We start from the raw sequence: 20304 nt of genomic DNA, 5'->3' as shown, positions 1-20304 counted from the left end.
TTAGGATATTAAAAATATGGCTACATATACTACCAGTGATTTCAAACCAGGTCTAAAATTTATGCAAGACGGTGAACCTTGCGTAATCGTTGAAAATGAATTCGTAAAACCAGGTAAAGGTCAAGCTTTCACCCGTACTCGTATTCGTAAATTAATTTCAGGCAAAGTATTAGACGTAAACTTCAAATCTGGTACTTCGGTTGAAGCTGCTGATGTTATGGATCTTAACTTAACTTATTCATACAAAGACGATGCATTCTGGTACTTCATGCACCCAGAAACATTTGAACAATACTCTGCTGATGCAAAAGCTGTAGGTGATGCAGAAAAATGGTTATTAGACCAAGCAGATTGTATCGTGACTTTATGGAATGGTGCGCCAATTACTGTTACTCCACCAAACTTTGTTGAATTAGAAATCGTCGATACAGACCCAGGTCTTAAAGGCGATACAGCAGGTACTGGCGGTAAACCAGCAACATTAAGCACTGGCGCAGTAGTAAAAGTGCCTCTTTTCGTTCAAATCGGTGAAGTAATCAAAGTAGATACTCGTTCTGGCGAATACGTATCTCGCGTAAAATAATTACTTAGATGACAAAAGTGCGGTTAATTTCTACGGTATTATTTAGAAATAGTATAAATATCTAAAATGGATAAAACCACATTCAATTTCAATGCCTTTCCGAAGTATAAAATCGGAAAGGCATTTTTTATAAATTTAGTTTTTCTAAAAAATGATAAACCAAAGCCAATAAAATTCAGCCTTGTTTTATTTTTCATTGCAGTATAGAATTTTTCCTACTTTTAGTCGGGGTGCCACAAGATGGCTGAGATGATACCCGTGAACCTGAAACAGTTAGCACTGACGTAGGAAACTAATATGCAAAAATACTTTCTCATTCTTCATACCTCTTTTCATTCCTTTTCTATCGTTACTTTTAGTAGTTAATCCTTAGGTTAGTGCTATGGTGCATATTCAGGATCTTAGTCTTGCTTTTGGAGAACAAGTACTATTTGAACACCTTGATTTAACGCTTTTGCCTAATGAGTGGGTGAGTTTACTTGGCTGCTCTGGTGTAGGTAAATCAACGCTTTTGAGATTAATTGCAGGGCTTGATATACAAGGGAAAATCCAAGGCAATATCATCTCACATCCAAATATTCGAGTGGCATGGTTACCACAAAAAGATACCCTTTATCCCTGGCTTTCAATTGTTGATAACGTCCAATTAGAAAACGTACTATTTGGAAATAAATCTGCAAAAACAACTCTTCAAGCAAAAGCACTACTTGAACAAGTGGGTATGTCAGAGCATCTGCATAAAAACTGTGCTCAATTATCTGGAGGGCAAAAACAAAGAGTGGCACTCGCTCGAGTATTAATGCAAAACGCTGATTTAGTTTTACTTGATGAACCTTTCTCTGCTCTTGATGCGATTAGTCGTTACCAATTACAAAACTTGGCCTATGAACTATTAAAAAATAAATCAGTGTTATTAGTTACCCATGATCCTCAAGAAGCATTACGCTTAAGCCAACGTATTTTTGTATTACGTTCACCGCAGCCTAATCAATCAGCATTATCCGATGTCATAAAACCTGAAGGTAAAGCACCACGAGATCTAAACCAAAACAATTTGTGGATGCTCCAACAGCAATTATTGAACGAGTTATTAGAGGGAAAAAGATGAAACTTAGCCTTCTTAAACCGCTCTTTATTGGAATTATATTGCTTTGTCTTTGGCAACTTATTGGTGTATTCGGTGATTTTCCCCATTACATATTTCCTTCTCCGCAAGCTGTATGGCTGCAATTAACTTCTCATTCAGAACTGCTTTGGCAACATACACTAATCACCTTAATTGAAATTGGCTTAGGGCTGCTACTGGGTTTTCTTTTTGGATTGTCATCAGCCCTATTACTCTCTTTTTCGCCTAAAATATCGTCCTTACTATTACCGGTTTTAGTGATTTCTCAAGCGATTCCTGTTTTTGCTATCGCTCCGATACTCGTACTTTGGCTAGGTTATGGAATGCCATCAAAAATTGTTATGGCTATTCTCATTATCTATTTCCCCGTAACTGCAGCTTGTTACGATGGCTTACGCAATACGCCTAAAGCTTGGCTCGATCTCGCTAAAACGTTCAAACTCTCATCTTTACGTTTATTACTTAAAGTACGTTTACCAGCTGCTTTACCTGCATTTGCATCAGGCTTTCGAATCGCTGTTTCAGTCGCCCCGATTGGTGCCGTAATCGGAGAATGGGTAGGTTCATCAGAAGGGCTTGGCTATTTAATGATCCATGCCAACGCTCGTATGCAGGTAGATTTAATGTTTGCCGCATTGCTGATCTTAGTGGCAATTTCGCTTTGTTTATATTTCAGCATCGATTGGCTACTACGCCGTTTTATTTGGCACGTTTAACACTTCATGACAAAAGGAGACAAAAATGAAGAAAATCATCCGTTATTTCAGTCTTGTAATTGGACTCAGCGCCAGTTTTACCAGTTTGGCAAGAGAGAAAATTAGCTTAATGCTTGATTGGTATGTGAACCCTGATCACGCAGCGATCATCGTGGCGCAACAAAAAGGCTTTTTTGAAAAAAATAACTTAGATGTCGAAATTATCGAACCAGCCGATCCATCGTTACCGCCTAAATTGGCTGCTGCAGGAAAAGTGGATTTAGCCATTAATTATCAACCTCAACTTTATCAACAAGTTGCGGAAGGATTACCTTTAGTGCATGTCGGCTCTCTGATTTCCAGCCCATTAAATAGCGTAGTGGTTCTAAAAAATAGCAATATCAAAACGCTTGCCGACCTGAAAGGGAAAAAAGTGGGCTATTCAGTCAGTGGCTTTGAGGATGTATTACTCGATACCATGCTCCACTCTATCGGGCTCAGCAACCAAGACGTAAAATTGGTGAATGTGAATTGGTCGCTTTCCCCTTCCCTTTTAACAGGACAAGTCGATGCGGTCATCGGGGCATTTCGTAATTTCGAACTGAATCAAATCCATTTAGAAAAACAAGAAGGCGTGGCATTTTTCCCAGAACAATATGGTGTGCCAGCTTATGATGAATTGATTTTAGTGGCGAATAGAAACAGTCTTGCCTCTAAAAAAATTTCTGCTTTTTTGACCGCACTTGAGCAAGCTACAGCCTATCTACAAAGCCATCCAGATGAAGCATGGCAAGCTTTTGTGAACCATAAGCCAAAAGAACTCAATACAGAATTAAATCAATTAGCGTGGAAAGATACCTTGCCTTTATTAGCAACGAAACCTCGTCAATTGGATGCCAAACGTTATCAACAAATGGCGGAATTTATGCATCAAAAAGGCTTGATTCCAAAAGCACTTGAATTGAAAGACTATACTGTCGAATTACAGTAAGGGAAAATGATGATCAAGCAACTCATTCAGCAAGCACAACCTTATTGGAAGCAATATGTTGAGCATGAATTTGTGCAGCAACTTGCAAAAGGCACCTTGCCAAAAGCTTGTTTTCAACACTATTTAAAACAAGATTACATCTATCTTTTCCATTATAGCCGTGCTTTTGCCTTAGGCGTGTTCAAGGCGAGAAATTTTGCCGAAATGGACATGCCGCGTAAAACGCTCGACATTCTTTGCCAAGAAATCCAATTACATTTGGATTACTGCCGACAATGGGAAATAAGTGAACAGGAAATATTCCAAACACCAGAAAGTGCAGCATGTATTTCCTATACACGTTACCTGCTTGATTGTGGAATGATGGGTGGCTTACCAGAGCTATATGCAGCTGTTACGCCTTGTGCTTTAGGTTACGCACAAGTCGCCCGCTACATCACAGAAAATTATCCAAAACTACCAAGCAATCCTTATCAAGCATGGATTGACGCATACTCGGCACCAGAATATCAACAAGCCGCACAAGAAACTGTTGATTTTCTTACCGCACTTTGTGAGCCACTTAATGATTCTCAAATAGCTAATATCCAACAGATTTTTACCACAGCCACTCGAATGGAAATCGGATTTTGGCAAATGGGATTCGATTTAGCATAAAAATGAAGGTGTAAAATGAAATCAGTTTATTTATCAAAAATCTGTGAACAGAATCCATTGATTCATAATATTACCAATATTGTTGCGGCAAATTTTAGTGCCAATGGTTTACTTGCTTTGGGTGCATCACCGTTGATGTCTGCTAATATTGAAGAAATGATTGAACTACCAAAAATCAGCCAAGCATTAGTCATCAATATCGGGACAGTCATTGGTCAAGAGCGAGATGCCATGTTACTAGCGGGTAAAACAGCGAATTCAATAGGTATTCCTGTGGTGCTTGATCCTGTTGGAGTAGGCGCGACTAGCTACCGACGCGAAACTATCCGTCAATTATTGGCTGAAGTGAAATTTACCTTAATCCGAGGTAACGCGGGTGAACTTGCAGCAATTGCAGGTGCAAACTGGCAAGCAAAAGGCGTCGATGCAGGACAAGGAAAAACAAATCTACAAGAGGTTGCTCAACGTGTTGCACAACGCTATGGATGTACGGTGCTAATTAGTGGCGAGGTCGATATTATCAGTGATGGTCAGCAAACTGCCACAATCCATAACGGTACGCCGCTATTTCCAAAAGTCACCGCATCGGGTTGTTTATTAAGTGCAGTATGCGCAGCATTTTTAGCCGTTGATGAAGGTAAACATTTTTCAGCAACACTCGAAGCTTGTGCTGCTTACACCATTGCAGGAGAGATTGCGGCTAAAAACTTAACCACACAAGTTGGGCAGTTCCAAATTCGCTTACTTGATGAATTGTCTGCTTTAACACCTAATGTAATAGAACAAAATGCGGAGGTGAAATATGTCTAACATCGCACAAGTATTGACTATTGCTGGTTCTGACAGCGGTGGTGGAGCTGGAATTCAAGCCGATCTCAAAACCTTTCAAATGCAGGGTGTTTTTGGCACTTCAGTGATTACTGCAGTCACTGCTCAAAACACACTTGGCGTATTTGATATTCACCCAATTCCACTGAACACGATTCAAGCACAACTGGAAGCGGTCAAAAATGACTTTCAGATTGCAAGTGCCAAAATTGGTATGCTTGGCACAGCAGATATTATTGAATGTGTTGCTGATTTTTTAAGTCATCGCCCATTTGGCACATTAGTGGTTGATCCTGTGATGATTGCGAAAGGTGGAGCGCCTTTATTGCAACAACAAGCAGTTTCCGCATTAAGCAAATATTTATTGCCACTTGCCGATGTGATTACACCTAATATTCCCGAAGCAGAAGCTTTAACAGGCATCAAAATTTCTGATACAGCCAGCATTCAACAAGCTGCGTTAGACTTGCAAAAACAAGGAGCAAAGAATGTGATTATTAAAGGTGGACATTCGCTCAATTCACAAAGTCAGCAATGCCAAGATTGGATCCTTTTACAAAATGCTGAGCATCTTGTTTTAGAAAGTCCGCGTTTCGATACACAACATACTCACGGTACAGGCTGTACTTTTTCAGCCTGCTTAACGGCAGAATTAGCCAAAGGCGCGCCATTAAAAAGTGCGGTAAAAACTGCTAAAGATTTTATTACGGCAGCCATCTCTCACCCATTGAATATTGGTCATGGACATGGACCAACAAATCATTGGGCTTACAGTCGCCTTTAAGGATTGAAAGATGAAAAATATTCAAGAAATTTTACCGCTCTATTTTGTAGCAGGCACACAAGATTGCCGACATTTAGGTGATAATCCAGCTGATAACTTGCTTTCTGTTCTTAGACAAGCTTTAGAAGGTGGAATTACCTGTTTTCAATTTCGCGATAAAGGCAAATTCTCACTCGAAAATTCGCCAGATGAACAGCGCTCCTTAGCCATTAAGTGCCGAGACTTATGTCGTCAATATAATGTGCCATTTATTGTTGATGACAACGTTGATTTAGCATTGGAAATTGAAGCGGATGGAATTCATGTTGGACAAAGCGATACGCCTGTAAAAACGATTCGAGCAAAAACCAATAAACCTCTGATTATTGGTTGGTCGGTCAACCGATTAGATGAAGCCAGAATCGGAGAGGAATTATCTGAAATCGACTATTTTGGTGTTGGTCCAATTTTCACAACCCAGTCAAAAGAAAATCCTTCCCCGACTCTAGGAATGGAATTTATTCAAACCTTGAGAAATGGAGGTATCACCAAACCTCTTGTAGCGATTGGAGGGATAAAACTAGAACATGTGAAACCCCTACGGAAATACGGCGCAGATGGTGTTGCTGTGATCACAGCCATAACTCAAGCAAATAATATAAAATCAGCAACGCAAGCTTTAAAGGAAGAAAGTAATATAGTTAACTCATAATCAAAATAAAAGACAAGCAATTGTCATAGGGCAAAATTTGGAGCCCATAATTTTATTTAATATAGGATAATTCAAGCGGTTAAATCTTTATATCAGAACCAGATAAACTGAATTTCTAATTAGGATTTGACCGCACTTTCCTTTACAAGCCAAATATTTTCTCTACAATACCCCACCTAACGATTTGCCTAGCGCAAATCCCTGACCTGAAATCAGACAAAAGAGAATATTATGACAACCCAATTCAAACCAGAATTACTTTCCCCAGCTGGCTCTCTCAAAAATATGCGCTATGCTTTTGCCTATGGTGCAGACGCCGTTTATGCAGGCCAACCTCGTTATAGCTTGCGTGTACGTAACAATGAATTTAATCATGCCAATTTAAAAATCGGGATCGATGAGGCCCATGCGCTTGGCAAAAAATTCTATGTGGTCGTAAACATTGCACCGCATAACTCCAAACTCAAAACCTTTATCAAAGATTTACAACCTGTGATTGACATGGGCCCTGATGCCTTAATTATGTCTGACCCAGGCTTAATTATGTTGGTGCGTGAAAACTTCCCCGATATTGATATTCATCTTTCTGTACAAGCAAATGCGGTAAACTGGGCAACGGTAAAATTCTGGAAACAAATGGGGTTAACGCGTGTGATTTTATCGCGCGAATTATCCATCGAAGAGATCGCTGAAATTCGCCAACATGTGCCCGATATCGAACTCGAAATTTTCGTACACGGTGCGTTGTGCATGGCGTATTCTGGCCGTTGCTTGCTTTCTGGCTATATCAACAAACGCGACCCAAACCAAGGTACTTGCACGAATGCTTGCCGTTGGGAATACAAAATGGAAGAAGGCACTACGGATGAAGTGGGCAACATCGTGCCGAAAATCGATCCCGCTCAACAAATCGAAGTGAAAAATGTGGCGCCAACTTTAGGCGAAGGTGCGGTAACAGATAAAGTTTTCCTTTATACCGAATCACAAAAGCCAGACGAGCAAATGACGGCTTTTGAAGATGAGCACGGCACCTATTTTATGAACTCAAAAGATCTGCGTGCAGTACAACACGTGGAAAAATTGACCGCACTTGGTGTGCATTCTTTAAAAATCGAAGGTCGTACTAAATCATTCTATTACTGCGCAAGAACCGCACAAGTTTACCGCAAAGCCATTGATGATGCGGCTGCGGGCAAACCATTTGATGAAAGCTTAATGGATACGTTGGAATCCCTTGCTCATCGTGGTTATACCGAAGGTTTCTTACGTCGTCATACACACGATGAATACCAAAATTACGAATACGGTTATTCTATTTCTGATCGTCAACAGTTTGTCGGTGAATTTACTGGTAAACGTAACGAACAAGGTATGGCTGAAGTGGCGGTGAAAAACAAATTCTTGCTTGGAGATGAAGTGGAAATGATGACACCACAAGGCAACATCGTCTTTAAGATTGAAAAAATGCTAAATCGTAAAAATGAAGCAGTTGATGCAGCACTAGGTGATGGGCATTTTGTGTTCTTAGACGTACCACAAGATATCAACTTAGACCACGCTTTACTAATGCGTAATTTAGTCAATAGCAATACAAGAAATCCACATAATTAAATGACAAAAAATTATTTGTTAAAAAAATGTTGCGTTTTTGTATTTTATTATTATAATACGCCACATACCTGATTTGTTAATTCAACAACTCATAGTATGACTCCAAATATTTTTGCCCTTTCAGCTTTTGAAAGGGCTTTTTTTATTCGGAATATTCTGCGACCTCAAACCAACTTTCTAGAATCAAACAAGCAGAGATCCCATCTACTTTACCTTTTTTTAAGGCACGAAAACCGCCTCTGTCAAAAATTTCACTACGAGCCTCTGTTGTTGTTAGACGTTCATCTTGCAACTGAACATTAACGCCAAAACGACCTTGTAAACGATTTGCAAATTTACGAGCACGCAAAGTGAGATCTTGTTCTGTTCCGTCCATATTTAAAGGCAAACCAACAACGACGACATCTGGTTTCCATTCTTTCAAGCATTTTTCGATCACATCCCAGTTTGGGATACCATCTTGCGCCTTAAAAGCAGGCAAGGCTTGTGCGGTGCCAGTAATACTTTGTCCTACAGCACAGCCAATACTTTTGGTACCAAAATCAAAAGCAAGTGCAGTAATCCCCATTAGCTATGCCCCACCTGTGCAAACACAAAATTATGTGGGTGAATACCAAGCAATTGATTCGCCGCAACATAGCGCTCATCATAAGGCATATCGAATAAAATCTGATCGTTCGCAGTCGCGACTAACCAAGCATTATCAGTGATTTCTTTTTCCAACTGCCCAGCCTCCCAGCTAGAGCATCCTAGAGCGATAAGATATTTTTCTGGTGCAAGTTCAGAACCTAGCGTCTCTATTACATCAGCAGAGGTTGTCATTGAAAGATCATCCGTGATTTTATAAGTATGCTGGAATTCATTAGGTGTATTCTTATGTAGAATAAAACCTCTTTCGCTATGCATAGGACCACCTGCTACCACCATTTCATTGCTGAAAGTGCGGTCATTTTTCATCATAAAATTGAGTTTTGAATAAAGTTCCGCAATGCTTAAATCCGTTGGCTGATTAATCACTAACCCCATCGAGCCTTGCTCATTATGCTCGCACATAAACACCACAGTACGATTAAAATAATCGTCTAAGTGTGGCATCGCGATCAAAAATTTCCCTTGTAACTCCATCATTCACCTAAATCTCCAAAACAAATTTGTAGTGCACTAATCGCCGCAAGCGATGCAGTTTCAGTACGCAAAACACGCTTTCCTAATAAAATTTCAGTAAATCCTTGCTGTTCAGTTTGTGCAATTTCTTGTGCAGATAATCCACCTTCTGAGCCAATTAATAAGCGAACGCCTTCAACGGGAATATTCGGTAACGTTTTAATAGAATATTGCGCGCGTGGATGCAAATTCAATTTTAGCGATCCGTCATTTTCTGCGCACCAATCTTGCAATTTCATCAGTGGACGAATCTCTGGCACTATATTACGGCCACACTGTTCACAAGCAGCAATCGCAATTTTTTGCCATTGTTGGATTTTTTTATCCATGCGTTCGCCATCAAGCTTTACGCCACAGCGTTCTGACCATAATGGCGTAATCACATTCACACCCAATTCTACCGATTTTTGAATGGTAAATTCCATTCGCTCTCCGCGAGAAATCACTTGTCCCAAATGAATTTTTAAATTGGATTCTTTATCCGCAAGCTCACGCCCAAAAATCGCTACCTTTACAGCTTTTTTATTCGACTCAATAATTTTGGCTGGATAAATATGATTAGAACCATCAAAGAGTTCAATTTGCTCGCCTTCTGTCATTCTTAACACGCGCCCTACATGGTTTGCCGCGTCTTCGGAAAGTTGACATTGAGTTTGATTTTTAAGGGATTCAGGATGATAAATTCTTGGTATGCGCATAATGTTTATCTATATTAATAAAAAAGTGCGGTTAAACTTCACCGCACTTTTGATGTTGAAATTAATCCGAAAGGTTCTGCGGCAATCGCTCTAGAATAGCTTTCCAATAAGTTGAAGAACGTAAATTGTGTTTACGAATACAATCTACCACCGCATCAGCATTTCCCGTAAGGCAAATTTGTTGCATTTCTAAATAGAATGTTTTTGTAAGTTCTCGATGTTTTTCTTCTTTAAAAAATAAAAAACCAATTCGTTGATAAACCCCTTTCAAACTATTAAAAATTAAACGATAAAAGGGTTTATTAGCCACTACGGTAAATTGACGGAATAATTTATAATCAAATTCTGTATAATCTTGCGCCGTATTTTGTAATTGATCTAATTCAGCAAAAAGTGCGGCAGATTGTTGAGGAGAATTTTTTACTGCCTCATAAATATAAGATTCAGACATTTTACTGCGTAAAGACAACATATTATCAATAATCAAAGGTGCTGACTGCATATCTAAACCGATTAGCGTTTCAATAATATTCGGCCCTGCTGTGTCCCAAATATTATTTACTTTTGTGGGTTTACCGTGCTGAATTGTCAACCAACCATCACGAGCCAAACGTTGTAAAACTTCACGTAAAGTTGTACGCGTTACACCAATCTTATCAGCCAAATCACGCTCTGAGGGTAAATTGCTGCCCGCAGGGAAAACATCTTGCCAAATGCTTTTCACTATATATTCTTCAGCTAAAGCGGCGGGGCTTTGGGCTTTCAAAATGTCATTATCATGTTGCATATATTAAAAAATCAGATAAAAATCAAAAAAAATGCAATTTTATAAAAAAATTACTCACTTTTTATTATCCTTTAAAGGGGGATATATTACAATGTTAGCGCAATAAAAAATAATGGAGTGCTCTATGACAAACACACAAGCCTTTATGAAAAACTTTCTTGGAGCGAGCCCAGATTGGTACAAACTCGCCATTGTCGTTTTTCTCATTGTTAATCCAATTATTTTCTTTTTTATCAGTCCCTTTCTTGCGGGTTGGTTGCTCGTTGCTGAATTCATTTTTACGTTAGCAATGGCATTAAAATGCTATCCGTTACAACCCGGTGGCTTATTAGCAATTGAAGCTATAATTATAGGGATGACTAACGTAGAACACGTAAAAACGGAAATTATGGCAAACTTTGAAGTGGTATTGCTATTAATGTTCATGGTGGCAGGAATTTTCTTCATGAAACAACTGCTTCTTTACGTATTCACGAAACTACTTGTCAAAATTCGTTCAAAAATCGCGCTTTCCTTAGCTTTCTGTTTTAGTGCAGCCTTCCTATCAGCTTTCCTTGATGCATTAACGGTTGTTGCCGTAATTATCAGCGTAGCAATGGGATTCTATGGTGTTTATCACAAAGTCGCATCAGGTAATAATTTAATTGATGCCGTTGATATTGCTGATGATGGAAAAATTGCAACACAACATCATGAAACCTTAGAAAAATTCCGTTCATTCTTACGTAGTTTGATGATGCATGCTGGTGTCGGAACTGCACTTGGTGGCGTAATGACAATGGTGGGTGAACCACAAAACTTAATCATTGCCGAACAAGCCAAATGGAACTTCATCGAATTTTTCTTCCGCATGGCACCAGTTACTGTTCCAGTATTTATCTGCGGATTGCTCACTTGCTTCTTAGTCGAAAAATTCAAATTATTTGGTTATGGTGAAAAGTTACCTGAAGACGTATGGAAAATCTTGTCAGATTTAGACCGCACTAATTCAGAGAAAATGTCTAAACAAGACAAAATCAAATTAGGCGTCCAAGCGTTAATCGCGATTTGGTTAATTCTTGGATTGGCGTTCCATCTCGCGGCGGTAGGCTTAATTGGTTTAAGTATCATCATTTTTGCTACAGCATTCACAGGTGTGACTGACGAGCACACTATCGGTAAAGCATTCCAAGAATCCTTACCTTTCACTGCATTGCTCGTGGTATTCTTCTCAGTAGTTGCCGTAATTATTGATCAAAAACTTTTTGCACCAATCATTCACTTCGTTCTTTCTTCAGAAGAAAATACACAGCTTGCCTTATTCTATGTATTTAACGGCTTGCTTTCTTCTATCTCTGATAACGTATTCGTTGCAACGGTTTACATCAATGAAGCCAAAGCAGCATTAACGAATGGCGTAATTGCTCCGCACCAATTTGAATTGCTATCAGTTGCAATCAATACAGGTACAAACTTGCCGTCAGTAGCAACACCAAATGGACAAGCCGCATTCTTGTTCTTATTGACCTCATCGCTAGCGCCATTAATTCGTCTTTCTTACGGAAGAATGGTTTATATGGCTTTACCTTACACGATTGTACTTTCACTCATTGGTTTACTAGCTATTGAATTTATCTTACCAGCCGCCACTATTTGGCTAGCAAGTTTAGGCTTAATTTTGCCAATCTAAGGAGAATAAATGCTCGCACTTTTAAAACGATTTTCTGAAAAACGTTCTGCTTGGTTCCTGCTGGCATTCTCAAGTTTAGCACTAGAATCCACCGCACTTTACTTCCAATATGGAATGGGATTACAACCTTGTGTACTTTGTGTATATGAACGTTTAGCAATAATTGGGTTATTTATTGCGGGCATTATAGGTTTACTTCAACCTCGCGCTTTAATCATTCGATTAATCGCTTTGGCATTAGGCTTATTCAGTAGCATTAAGGGATTATTGGTTTCATTCCGTCATCTTGATTTACAAATGAATCCAGCCCCTTGGAAACAATGTGAATTTATTCCAAACTTTCCTGAGACTTTACCGTTTCACCAATGGTTTCCATTTATGTTTAGCCCGACCGGCTCTTGTAATGAAAGTCAATGGTCATTATTTGGTGTGACGATGGTGCAATGGTTGGTATTTATTTTTGCAGTATATGTGATAATTCTTGCGTTATTATTAATAGTGCAAGTAGTCAAAACACGAAAACAAAGAAGAATATTTAATTAAAAAAATACGGTGAAATTTCACCGTATTTTTTTATCCGCGAGATTTTGTTATTTTTTATCTGAAGGCTGTGCTCTGCCATAATTCGCACAAATAATCTGAGCAGCATTATAAAGCGTTGTATCAGGTGTTAAATTTAATGTATGTTTCTTTTGCTTTTTAGGCGCAGCACGCAAACCCTGCCCCCAAAATTCATCATAGAAATCAGTTCGCACTTGAGTTAAATGATAATTTGCACAATTCAAAATTTTGTACTGACGAACAGAACGTGCATAACGTTTAGGCTCAGGATAAACATATAATCCCTTATCTAAATTAACCACAGCATCAAAATGTACAATTTGTGGTTCTTGATTATCCACCCAGATCGATTCACTATCGATGTAATAATTTACATTCTTCACTAAACGTATATATCCGCTTCGCACATCAGTCGGCGGTGTCAGCTTCACATCATTTTGTTCAGCCTTTTGAGTTTGAGCAGAACAGGCGGTAAGTAACCCAAGTGATAATGTTAAAATAATTTTTTTCATTATTTACTCCTTATGTTAGCTGACATTTATTCTAGAATTTTACAGTGTGCCCATAACCTTCTAGGATTGTTTTAATATGCTCTAACGATTCTTTGGTTGGCGGTAATACATCTTCAAGCTCATAATCTAACCCAAGGGTTTTCCATTTATGCGCACCCAATCGATGATAAGGAAGAAGTTCAACTTTTTCAATATTGGTCATACCTTCAATAAACTGACCTAATAAATGCACATCGTGATCGCTATCGGTATAACCAGGAACAACAACATAACGAATCCATGTACGTTGATTACGTTTTTGCAAATATTTTGCAAATTCAAGGGTGCGTTTATTTGGTACCCCAATAAGATTTTGATGAACTTGATCATTAAGCTCTTTTAAATCGAGTAAAACAAGATCTGTTACATCTAATAATTCATCAATAATATGATCATAATGACGTACAAAACCATTTGTATCTAAGCAAGTATTAATCCCCTCTGCTTTACAAGCACGGAACCAATCACGTACAAACTCAGCTTGTAACACAGCCTCGCCACCAGATGCAGTGACACCACCGCCAGTAGCATTCATAAAATGGCGGTAAGTCACTACTTCTTTCATTAAATCTTCGACACTGATTTCTTTACCACCTTCAAGATCCCAAGTGTCACGATTGTGGCAATATTTGCAGCGCATCAAGCAGCCTTGCATAAATAAAATAAAACGAATACCTGGCCCATCTACAGTGCCACAGGATTCAAAAGAGTGAATTCGTCCAAGAACTGACATACATAAATTTCCTAAAACTAGATATAGCTAAATTTTACCAAAGATTTAGTTTATAAAAAATGAGCCTGATTTAAATCAGGCTCATAATTAAAATATATTTATCAAAGTGCGGTCATTATTCGCTGACTTTTTGAAAAGTTTGCACCACTGGCGCTTGTTCACAATACTCGACCAATACAGGTACAATTGAGGTAAAGTGTGGCGTTGCAAAATGTTGTTCTAAATCGGCTTTGCTTTTCCATTGCTCAATAAAAACATAATGATTAGCTTGTTCGCTATTTTGTTGTAATTCATAAGATACGCATCCTGTTTCTTGACGAGTATGCTTAATTAATTCTTGGCATTGGGCTAGAAAATCATTAATTTTGTCCGCTTTTACTGAAAATTGGGCAATAACTGTTAGCATAATTTGCTCTCCTATATAAAAATAAACCACTCACAAAACTATTCTGTGAGTGGTTTATATTAAAGCATAATTCTATTTATTTAGAAAGACTCAGTAAATGTACGGGTTACGACGTCTTGTTGTTGCTCTTTAGTTAAAGAGTTGAAACGTACTGCGTAACCAGATACACGGATGGTTAATTGCGGATATTTATCCGGATTTTCCATTGCATCTAACAACATTTCACGGTTTAACACGTTCACATTTAAGTGTTGGCCACCTTCAACCGTTGCTTCGTGATGGAAGTAACCATCCATTAAGCCAGCAAGGTTGCGACGTTGTGCTTCTGCATCTTTACCTAACGCATTTGGTACGATTGAGAAGGTATAAGAAATACCATCTTTCGCGTAAGCAAATGGAAGTTTAGCTACAGAAGTTAATGATGCTACCGCACCTTTTTGGTCGCGACCGTGCATTGGGTTCGCACCTGGTCCGAATGGTGCACCAGCACGGCGACCATCTGGGGTGTTACCAGTTTTCTTACCATAAACCACGTTAGAAGTAATGGTTAATACAGATTGTGTAGGCACTGCATTGCGGTAAGTTTTAAGTTTTTGAATTTTCTTCATGAAACGTTCAACTAAGTCACAAGCGATGTCATCAACACGGTTGTCGTTGTTACCATATTGTGGATATTCACCTTCGATTTCGAAGTCGATTGCTACGTTGCTTGCTACAACATTGCCATCTTTATCTTTGATGTCGCCACGAACTGGCTTAACTTTCGCATATTTGATTGCTGAAAGTGAGTCAGCCGCAACAGAAAGACCTGCAATACCACAAGCCATGGTACGGTATACATCACGATCATGTAATGCCATTAATGCGGCTTCGTATGAATATTTATCGTGCATATAGTGGATTACGTTTAAGGCTGTCACATATTGTTTTGCCAACCAATCCATAAAGCTATCCATACGGGTCATGACTGTATCGAAATCTAATACTTCATCAGTAATTGGTGCAGTTTTTGGACCGACTTGCATACCTAATTTTTCATCGATACCGCCGTTGATTGCGTATAACAATGTTTTCGCTAAGTTTGCACGCGCACCGAAGAATTGCATTTGTTTACCCACAACCATTGGTGATACACAACATGCGATTGCGTAGTCATCATTGTTGAAGTCTGGACGCATTAAATCATCGTTTTCGTATTGAACTGATGAGGTATCAATCGATACTTTCGCACAGAAACGTTTGAAGTTTTCAGGTAATTGCTCAGACCAAAGGATCGTTAAGTTTGGTTCTGGAGAAGTACCCATGTTGTAAAGGGTGTGTAAAATACGGAATGTATTTTTGGTTACTAATGTACGACCGTCTAACCCCATACCCGCGATGGTTTCTGTTGCCCACATTGGGTCACCTGAGAATAATTGATCGTATTCAGGTGTACGTAAGAAACGAACCATACGGAGTTTCATGACTAAGTGGTCAACTAATTCTTGCGCTTCAGTTTCAGTAATTTTACCTGCTTGTAAATCACGTTCGATATAGATATCGATAAAGGTTGCCGTACGACCGAATGACATTGCCGCACCATTTTGTGATTTGATTGCAGCAAGATAAGCAAAGTACATCCATTGAATGGCTTCTTGAGCATTAGTTGCTGGGTTAGAAATATCATAACCATAGCTTGCAGCCATTTGTTTTAATTGGCCTAATGCACGGTGTTGTTCTGCGATTTCTTCACGTAAACGAATTGTTGCTTCAAGATTTACGCCATCTTCTAAATCTTTTTGTAAAGAAGAGAATTGTGCGTATTTATCTTTCATTAAGAAATCTACACCATAAAGCGCTACACGACGGTAGTCACCGATGATACGGCCACGACCATAAGCATCAGGAAGACCGGTTAATACACCTGATTTACGGCAACGTAAAATGTCTGGAGTATAAACATCGAATACACCTTGGTTGTGGGTTTTACGATATTCAGTGAAGATTTTTTTCACTTCAGGATCTAATTCTCGACCGTAAATTTTGCATGATCCTTCCACCATTTTGATACCACCAAATGGCATAATGGCACGTTTTAAAGGCTCATCAGTTTGAAGACCAACGATTTTTTCTAAGTCTTTGTTAATGTAACCTGGTGCGTGAGAAGTAATTGTTGAAGGCGTATGCTCGTCAAAATCTAATGGCGCATGTGTGCGGTTTTCAACTTTGATTCCTTCCATTACAGTCTCCCAAAGTTTTGTTGTCGCTTCAGTTGGACCCGCTAAGAAAGAATCATCACCTTCATATGGGGTGTAGTTTTTTTGGATAAAGTCACGTACATTGACATTTTCTTGCCAATCACCACCAGTAAAACCAGCCCACGCTAATTTTTGCGCTTCATTAAGTTCTGACATAGTCATTTCCTTTGTTAATTAATAAGTAAATAAATCTTTAATGCGTTTTGGTTAAATAACGTTGGAATACACCCATGCAAATTGCCCCGCCGACAATATTTCCCAACGTTACGGGAATTAAATTCTTCACAATGAAATGATACAAATCTAAATCTGCGTATTTCATCGGATCAACGCCGATTTGTTGCCAAAATTCAGGAGTACTAAAATGTGCAGTAATAATTCCCATCGGAATCATAAACATATTAGCCACACAGTGTTCAAATCCTGACGCAACAAACAAACCAATCGGCATAATCATAATAAATGCTTTGTCTGTAACAGTCTTACCAGAATAAGACATCCAAACCGCCACACACACCATAATGTTACATAAAATACCTAGGTTAAAAGCTTCAAACCAAGTGTGATGAATTTTATGTTGGGCGGTTGCAAGAATTGTTAAACCCCATTGGCCATTTGCTGCCATTGTTTGTCCACCAAACCAAATAACAGCCGCAATAAATAAACCACCAACGAAGTTGCCTAAATACACCACGATCCAATTTCGAATCATTTGTGTCGTGGTGATTCTACCGCCCACTCGGGCAACTAATGTTAAAGTAGAAGAGGTGAATAATTCAGATCCTAATATCACCACCATAATCACACCTAATGAGAAAACTAACCCACCCACTAATTTGGTCAGCCCCCAAGGTGCTCCGGCACTAGCAGCTTGTGTCGTCGTGTAAAATACAAAAGCTAAAGCAATACAAGCTCCAGCACTAATGCCAGACATAAACGATAAAAATGGACGTTTATTTGCTTTATAAGTAGCTGTACTTTCTGCATAATCCGTTGCTTCAACAGGTGTGAGAGCAACAGAAGACAGTTTTTGAATTTCTGATGCCATAATCAAACTCCAAATATTAAAAAATTTGATGAAAATTTAATACTTCTAATATGTTTACAACTTCAAATACTTCTACCACCGAGGACATTTTACTCTTTTAATTTTTCATTTCAAAGAAATGCTACGATTTATTCTAACAAAATTTGATATTTTGCAAGATTTTTTCAGATAAAATAACCATAACTCTTTAGTAATAGTTTTTAGGTGAAAAAATAACCGCACTTTTATCAAAAAAGACAAAAGTGCGGTTAGTTTTCTGATTATTTTAGTAATACTCAGGACATATTAAGGTACAAAATAATGAGGTATAAAATGGCTATCATTCCCTGTCACTGCAGTAAAATCTTCGCGTAGCCCCATACCACAAGCCACATCACCCACAACCCAAGAGCCGATAATTGGATACATTCCATCAAAACTCGGCAATTCAAATTTTTGTTGATAAACATAACCTGAATTACCATAAAACGTAGAGTGTTCGCTTCCTTTCGCTGCAAATTCTACGCCATTGTTTTTCTCATAATAGAAGACATTGGCACCTTCTCGACCTAACAATGGTTTTTTCACCCACATCGATAAATCTTTTGGTAATTCGAAAGGCGTAAAATAAGCAGGCAATAAATTCGGATGATTAGGATAACGCGCCCAAAGTTTTGCCAATAGTGCTTTATTACTTAACAACATTTTCCACGCTGGTTCAATAAATCGTGTTTGAGCTACCGTAATATGACGAGCAAACTCAGCGTGGCTTAGCCATTCCAGAGGATACAATTTAAATAACATTTCAATAGGCTGATCATTTAAATCTACAAATTTTTCTGTTTCGCTGTTATAGCCAATATCTTCCACCGCTAATTGATGAATATTCCAACCAGCATTATAAGCCACATCGGCTAAATAATCTACATTGCCCCAATCTTCACGGCCTGCATCTTGCATGGCACTCAAATGTAAATCTGTTTTGCCACTTTGTTGTTTCAAAAATTGGAAATGTTTAATTAATTCTTCATGAATCCAGTTGAACTGATCACGGTGTTTTAAGCCCTCAATTTGTTCTAACCATTGCCATTGAACAACCGCAGCCTCCAACAAGGATGTTGGCGTATCAGCGTTATATTCAAACATTTTTAGGTTGTCGCCATCATAGCCAAAATCAAAACGCCCATATAAATAAGGATCTTGGTTACGCCAAGAGGTTTCAATAAGCTGTTTTTGCAACTCTGTAAAACGATAATTTTCATAATCGCCTTTTTTAATTTCATCCGCCGCAAAATCTAAACATATTGAATGTAATTCATTAGTTGTATCCTCAATGCGATCAATTTCCGCTAAGGTAAATTCATAGGCGACATTATCAGACCAATAATGAGATCCATCACTGGAAGGCAAGTTATAATAATCAAACCCAACATTAAGTAGCTGTTGCACCATATCCGGTCGAGTAGGAAACCCTGTTACACGTTTCATTTAGCCCCCACTGCTACGATTAGTATTATTTGGGCTACTAAAACCACCACGAGATACAGGTTTGCTATTCATGCTTCCTGCATTTCCTTTCACAAGCATTGGTTTTCCAACAGAACGATTTGTTTGTGGTTGCACAACTTGCCCTGTTGGCGTGGTGACAGCTCGATTTCCAGGATGATAACTTGGGCCAAGGAAACTACTAATTGCACGAGCTGCCATATACCCCATAACTCCACCAGCAATCGTGGCCCCTAAAGAAGGATCGGTACTTTCAGCTTTTGCAGTCGATTCGACATTGTTCTCGCTTTGATTCGCTTGTGCATTATTTTCAACTGGATTTTTTATCGCACTTTCTTCATTACCATTATTACGAATATTTAAACCAAGCCCCTGTTGTGGTGTGGTTTCAGTTTTCTGAGTACTCTCGGTATTTTTATCTGCCTCACAAAGCTCAATTTTTTTCCAATCCGCTAAACAATCATCTAAAGACTGATACACATCACGTTGTACTTGTTCTTCTGAACAGCCTCCTAATAAGGCCACAATAGATAAACTAACTAAAATCTGATTTTTCTTTTTCATTGTTCTCAATTTTTATCGAATGGTTTTCACGCCTAGCCATTGCTCGGCCTGTTTATTAGTAATTTCTTCACGAGTCCACATACTCATTAAATCTGGTTGTGGATATTTATTGCCGTTATAGCCGACTAAACGAGCAAAATCAAATACGGCATGAGGATAGCCATTAATAAGCAACAATGCTAAATAACCACTTTCATCCCAACAAATTTCAAGTTTGCGAGCCTCATGATGATTAGAGGTTGAATCAACATTATACACGTGCAACATATCCACTATCGGTTGAGCATTTTGACGCATATCAAGTGCATAAAAATAGCCCGTTTCACCGTCATCTTCAAACATTACAGCAAAATGCTCAAATACCGTAGAATGCGTTCCCACTTGCTTTGGCGTTCCTAAAAAGAGTTCATCCTCTAAAGTTAAATGTAACATTCC

The 20304-nt window shown here is 38.7% G+C and carries 23 protein-coding genes and 1 riboswitch; of the genes, 11 read left to right on the top strand and 12 right to left on the bottom strand.

The annotated features are described in order from the left end of the window. Positions 1–16 precede the first annotated feature (16 nt). The 9 genes from efp to yegQ all read left to right on the top strand — a co-directional run bounded on the left by efp (position 17) and on the right by yegQ (position 7966). Positions 17–583 carry an elongation factor P gene (efp, locus tag HMPREF9096_RS00920; protein ID WP_005635150.1) on the top strand — a complete coding sequence of 189 codons (567 nt, stop codon included), beginning with the start codon at positions 17–19 and terminating at the stop codon, positions 581–583. Positions 584–799: 216 nt separating this feature from the next. Further along, positions 800–891, top strand: a riboswitch (TPP riboswitch). A gap of 74 nt (positions 892–965) precedes the next feature. After that, positions 966–1691, top strand: coding sequence for an ABC transporter ATP-binding protein (locus HMPREF9096_RS00925; RefSeq protein ID WP_009500901.1), 726 nt, complete (start codon positions 966–968; stop codon positions 1689–1691). Beyond that, on the top strand, positions 1688–2425 hold the full coding sequence (locus HMPREF9096_RS00930) for an ABC transporter permease (protein WP_009500900.1): 738 nt from the start codon (positions 1688–1690) through the stop codon (positions 2423–2425). Before HMPREF9096_RS00925 ends, HMPREF9096_RS00930 begins: the two co-directional genes overlap by 4 nt. A 25-nt stretch (positions 2426–2450) precedes the next feature. Next, positions 2451–3395, top strand: coding sequence for an ABC transporter substrate-binding protein (locus HMPREF9096_RS00935; protein WP_009500899.1), 945 nt, complete (start codon positions 2451–2453; stop codon positions 3393–3395). A gap of 9 nt (positions 3396–3404) precedes the next feature. Next, positions 3405–4052 (top strand): thiaminase II, encoded by a 648-nt coding sequence (gene tenA, locus HMPREF9096_RS00940; RefSeq protein ID WP_032803587.1) that lies wholly within the window; start codon positions 3405–3407, stop codon positions 4050–4052. A 15-nt stretch (positions 4053–4067) separates the two neighbouring features. Then, a complete protein-coding gene (gene thiM / locus HMPREF9096_RS00945) occupies positions 4068–4862 on the top strand; it encodes a hydroxyethylthiazole kinase (RefSeq protein ID WP_009500897.1) in 795 nt (264 codons plus the stop codon). Further along, positions 4855–5664: a bifunctional hydroxymethylpyrimidine kinase/phosphomethylpyrimidine kinase gene (thiD, locus tag HMPREF9096_RS00950; protein WP_009500896.1), complete on the top strand. Its 810-nt coding sequence runs from the start codon at positions 4855–4857 to the stop codon at positions 5662–5664. The genes thiM and thiD overlap by 8 nt, the downstream gene beginning before the upstream one ends. Positions 5665–5674: 10 nt before the next feature. Next, on the top strand, positions 5675–6355 hold the full coding sequence (gene thiE / locus HMPREF9096_RS00955) for a thiamine phosphate synthase (protein ID WP_009500895.1): 681 nt from the start codon (positions 5675–5677) through the stop codon (positions 6353–6355). 231 nt (positions 6356–6586) lie between these two features. Beyond that, positions 6587–7966, top strand: coding sequence for a tRNA 5-hydroxyuridine modification protein YegQ (gene yegQ, locus HMPREF9096_RS00960; RefSeq protein WP_009500894.1), 1380 nt, complete (start codon positions 6587–6589; stop codon positions 7964–7966). 142 nt (positions 7967–8108) lie between these two features. Here yegQ and ruvX read toward each other — a convergent pair whose 3' ends face one another. The 4 genes from ruvX to fadR all read right to left on the bottom strand — a co-directional run bounded on the left by ruvX (position 8109) and on the right by fadR (position 10615). Continuing rightward, positions 8109–8534, bottom strand: coding sequence for a Holliday junction resolvase RuvX (gene ruvX, locus HMPREF9096_RS00965; RefSeq protein ID WP_009500893.1), 426 nt, complete (start codon positions 8532–8534; stop codon positions 8109–8111). Beyond that, positions 8534–9094, bottom strand: a complete 561-nt coding sequence (locus HMPREF9096_RS00970) for a YqgE/AlgH family protein (protein ID WP_005627726.1) — start codon at positions 9092–9094, stop codon at positions 8534–8536. Before HMPREF9096_RS00970 ends, ruvX begins: the two co-directional genes overlap by 1 nt. Then, entirely contained in the window at positions 9091–9828 is a 738-nt protein-coding gene (rsmE, locus tag HMPREF9096_RS00975; protein ID WP_009500892.1) for a 16S rRNA (uracil(1498)-N(3))-methyltransferase, read from the bottom strand. The genes HMPREF9096_RS00970 and rsmE overlap by 4 nt, the downstream gene beginning before the upstream one ends. 61 nt (positions 9829–9889) lie before the next feature. Beyond that, positions 9890–10615 (bottom strand): fatty acid metabolism transcriptional regulator FadR, encoded by a 726-nt coding sequence (fadR, locus tag HMPREF9096_RS00980; RefSeq protein WP_009500891.1) that lies wholly within the window; start codon positions 10613–10615, stop codon positions 9890–9892. 124 nt (positions 10616–10739) lie between these two features. On the opposite strand from fadR, the gene nhaB reads away from it, so the two are divergent. Together nhaB and dsbB are read left to right on the top strand one after the other, a co-directional pair. Further along, positions 10740–12284 carry a Na(+)/H(+) antiporter NhaB gene (nhaB, locus tag HMPREF9096_RS00985; protein WP_009500890.1) on the top strand — a complete coding sequence of 515 codons (1545 nt, stop codon included), beginning with the start codon at positions 10740–10742 and terminating at the stop codon, positions 12282–12284. Between the two features lie 9 nt (positions 12285–12293). Then, entirely contained in the window at positions 12294–12827 is a 534-nt protein-coding gene (gene dsbB, locus HMPREF9096_RS00990) for a disulfide bond formation protein DsbB (protein ID WP_009500889.1), read from the top strand. A gap of 47 nt (positions 12828–12874) precedes the next feature. On the opposite strand, the gene HMPREF9096_RS00995 is transcribed toward dsbB, so the two are convergent. The 8 genes from HMPREF9096_RS00995 to HMPREF9096_RS01030 all read right to left on the bottom strand — a co-directional run bounded on the left by HMPREF9096_RS00995 (position 12875) and on the right by HMPREF9096_RS01030 (position 20301). After that, on the bottom strand, positions 12875–13357 hold the full coding sequence (locus HMPREF9096_RS00995; protein ID WP_009500888.1) for a surface-adhesin protein E: 483 nt from the start codon (positions 13355–13357) through the stop codon (positions 12875–12877). Positions 13358–13388: 31 nt separating this feature from the next. Then, complete coding sequence (pflA, locus tag HMPREF9096_RS01000) at positions 13389–14129, bottom strand: pyruvate formate lyase 1-activating protein (RefSeq protein ID WP_005635116.1); 741 nt, start codon at positions 14127–14129, stop codon at positions 13389–13391. 115 nt (positions 14130–14244) lie between these two features. Next, the gene (locus tag HMPREF9096_RS01005) at positions 14245–14535 is read right to left on the bottom strand and encodes a putative quinol monooxygenase (protein WP_005647085.1); all 291 of its coding nucleotides are present in this window, start codon (positions 14533–14535) and stop codon (positions 14245–14247) included. Between the two features lie 80 nt (positions 14536–14615). After that, entirely contained in the window at positions 14616–16928 is a 2313-nt protein-coding gene (pflB, locus tag HMPREF9096_RS01010; protein WP_009500886.1) for a formate C-acetyltransferase, read from the bottom strand. A 37-nt stretch (positions 16929–16965) separates the two neighbouring features. After that, the gene (gene focA, locus HMPREF9096_RS01015; RefSeq protein WP_009500885.1) at positions 16966–17820 is read right to left on the bottom strand and encodes a formate transporter FocA; all 855 of its coding nucleotides are present in this window, start codon (positions 17818–17820) and stop codon (positions 16966–16968) included. A 285-nt stretch (positions 17821–18105) separates the two neighbouring features. Beyond that, the gene (locus HMPREF9096_RS01020) at positions 18106–19287 is read right to left on the bottom strand and encodes a glutathionylspermidine synthase family protein (RefSeq protein ID WP_009500883.1); all 1182 of its coding nucleotides are present in this window, start codon (positions 19285–19287) and stop codon (positions 18106–18108) included. Further along, a complete protein-coding gene (locus HMPREF9096_RS01025; RefSeq protein WP_009500881.1) occupies positions 19288–19869 on the bottom strand; it encodes a hypothetical protein in 582 nt (193 codons plus the stop codon). It abuts the gene before it with no gap. A 12-nt stretch (positions 19870–19881) separates the two neighbouring features. Then, positions 19882–20301 (bottom strand): DUF2251 domain-containing protein, encoded by a 420-nt coding sequence (locus HMPREF9096_RS01030; RefSeq protein ID WP_005635101.1) that lies wholly within the window; start codon positions 20299–20301, stop codon positions 19882–19884. Positions 20302–20304 lie beyond the last annotated feature (3 nt).

Source organism: Haemophilus sp. oral taxon 851 str. F0397, from assembly GCF_000242295.1.
Classification (GTDB): domain Bacteria; phylum Pseudomonadota; class Gammaproteobacteria; order Enterobacterales; family Pasteurellaceae; genus Haemophilus.
This window is presented reverse-complemented; position numbering and strand designations above follow the sequence as displayed.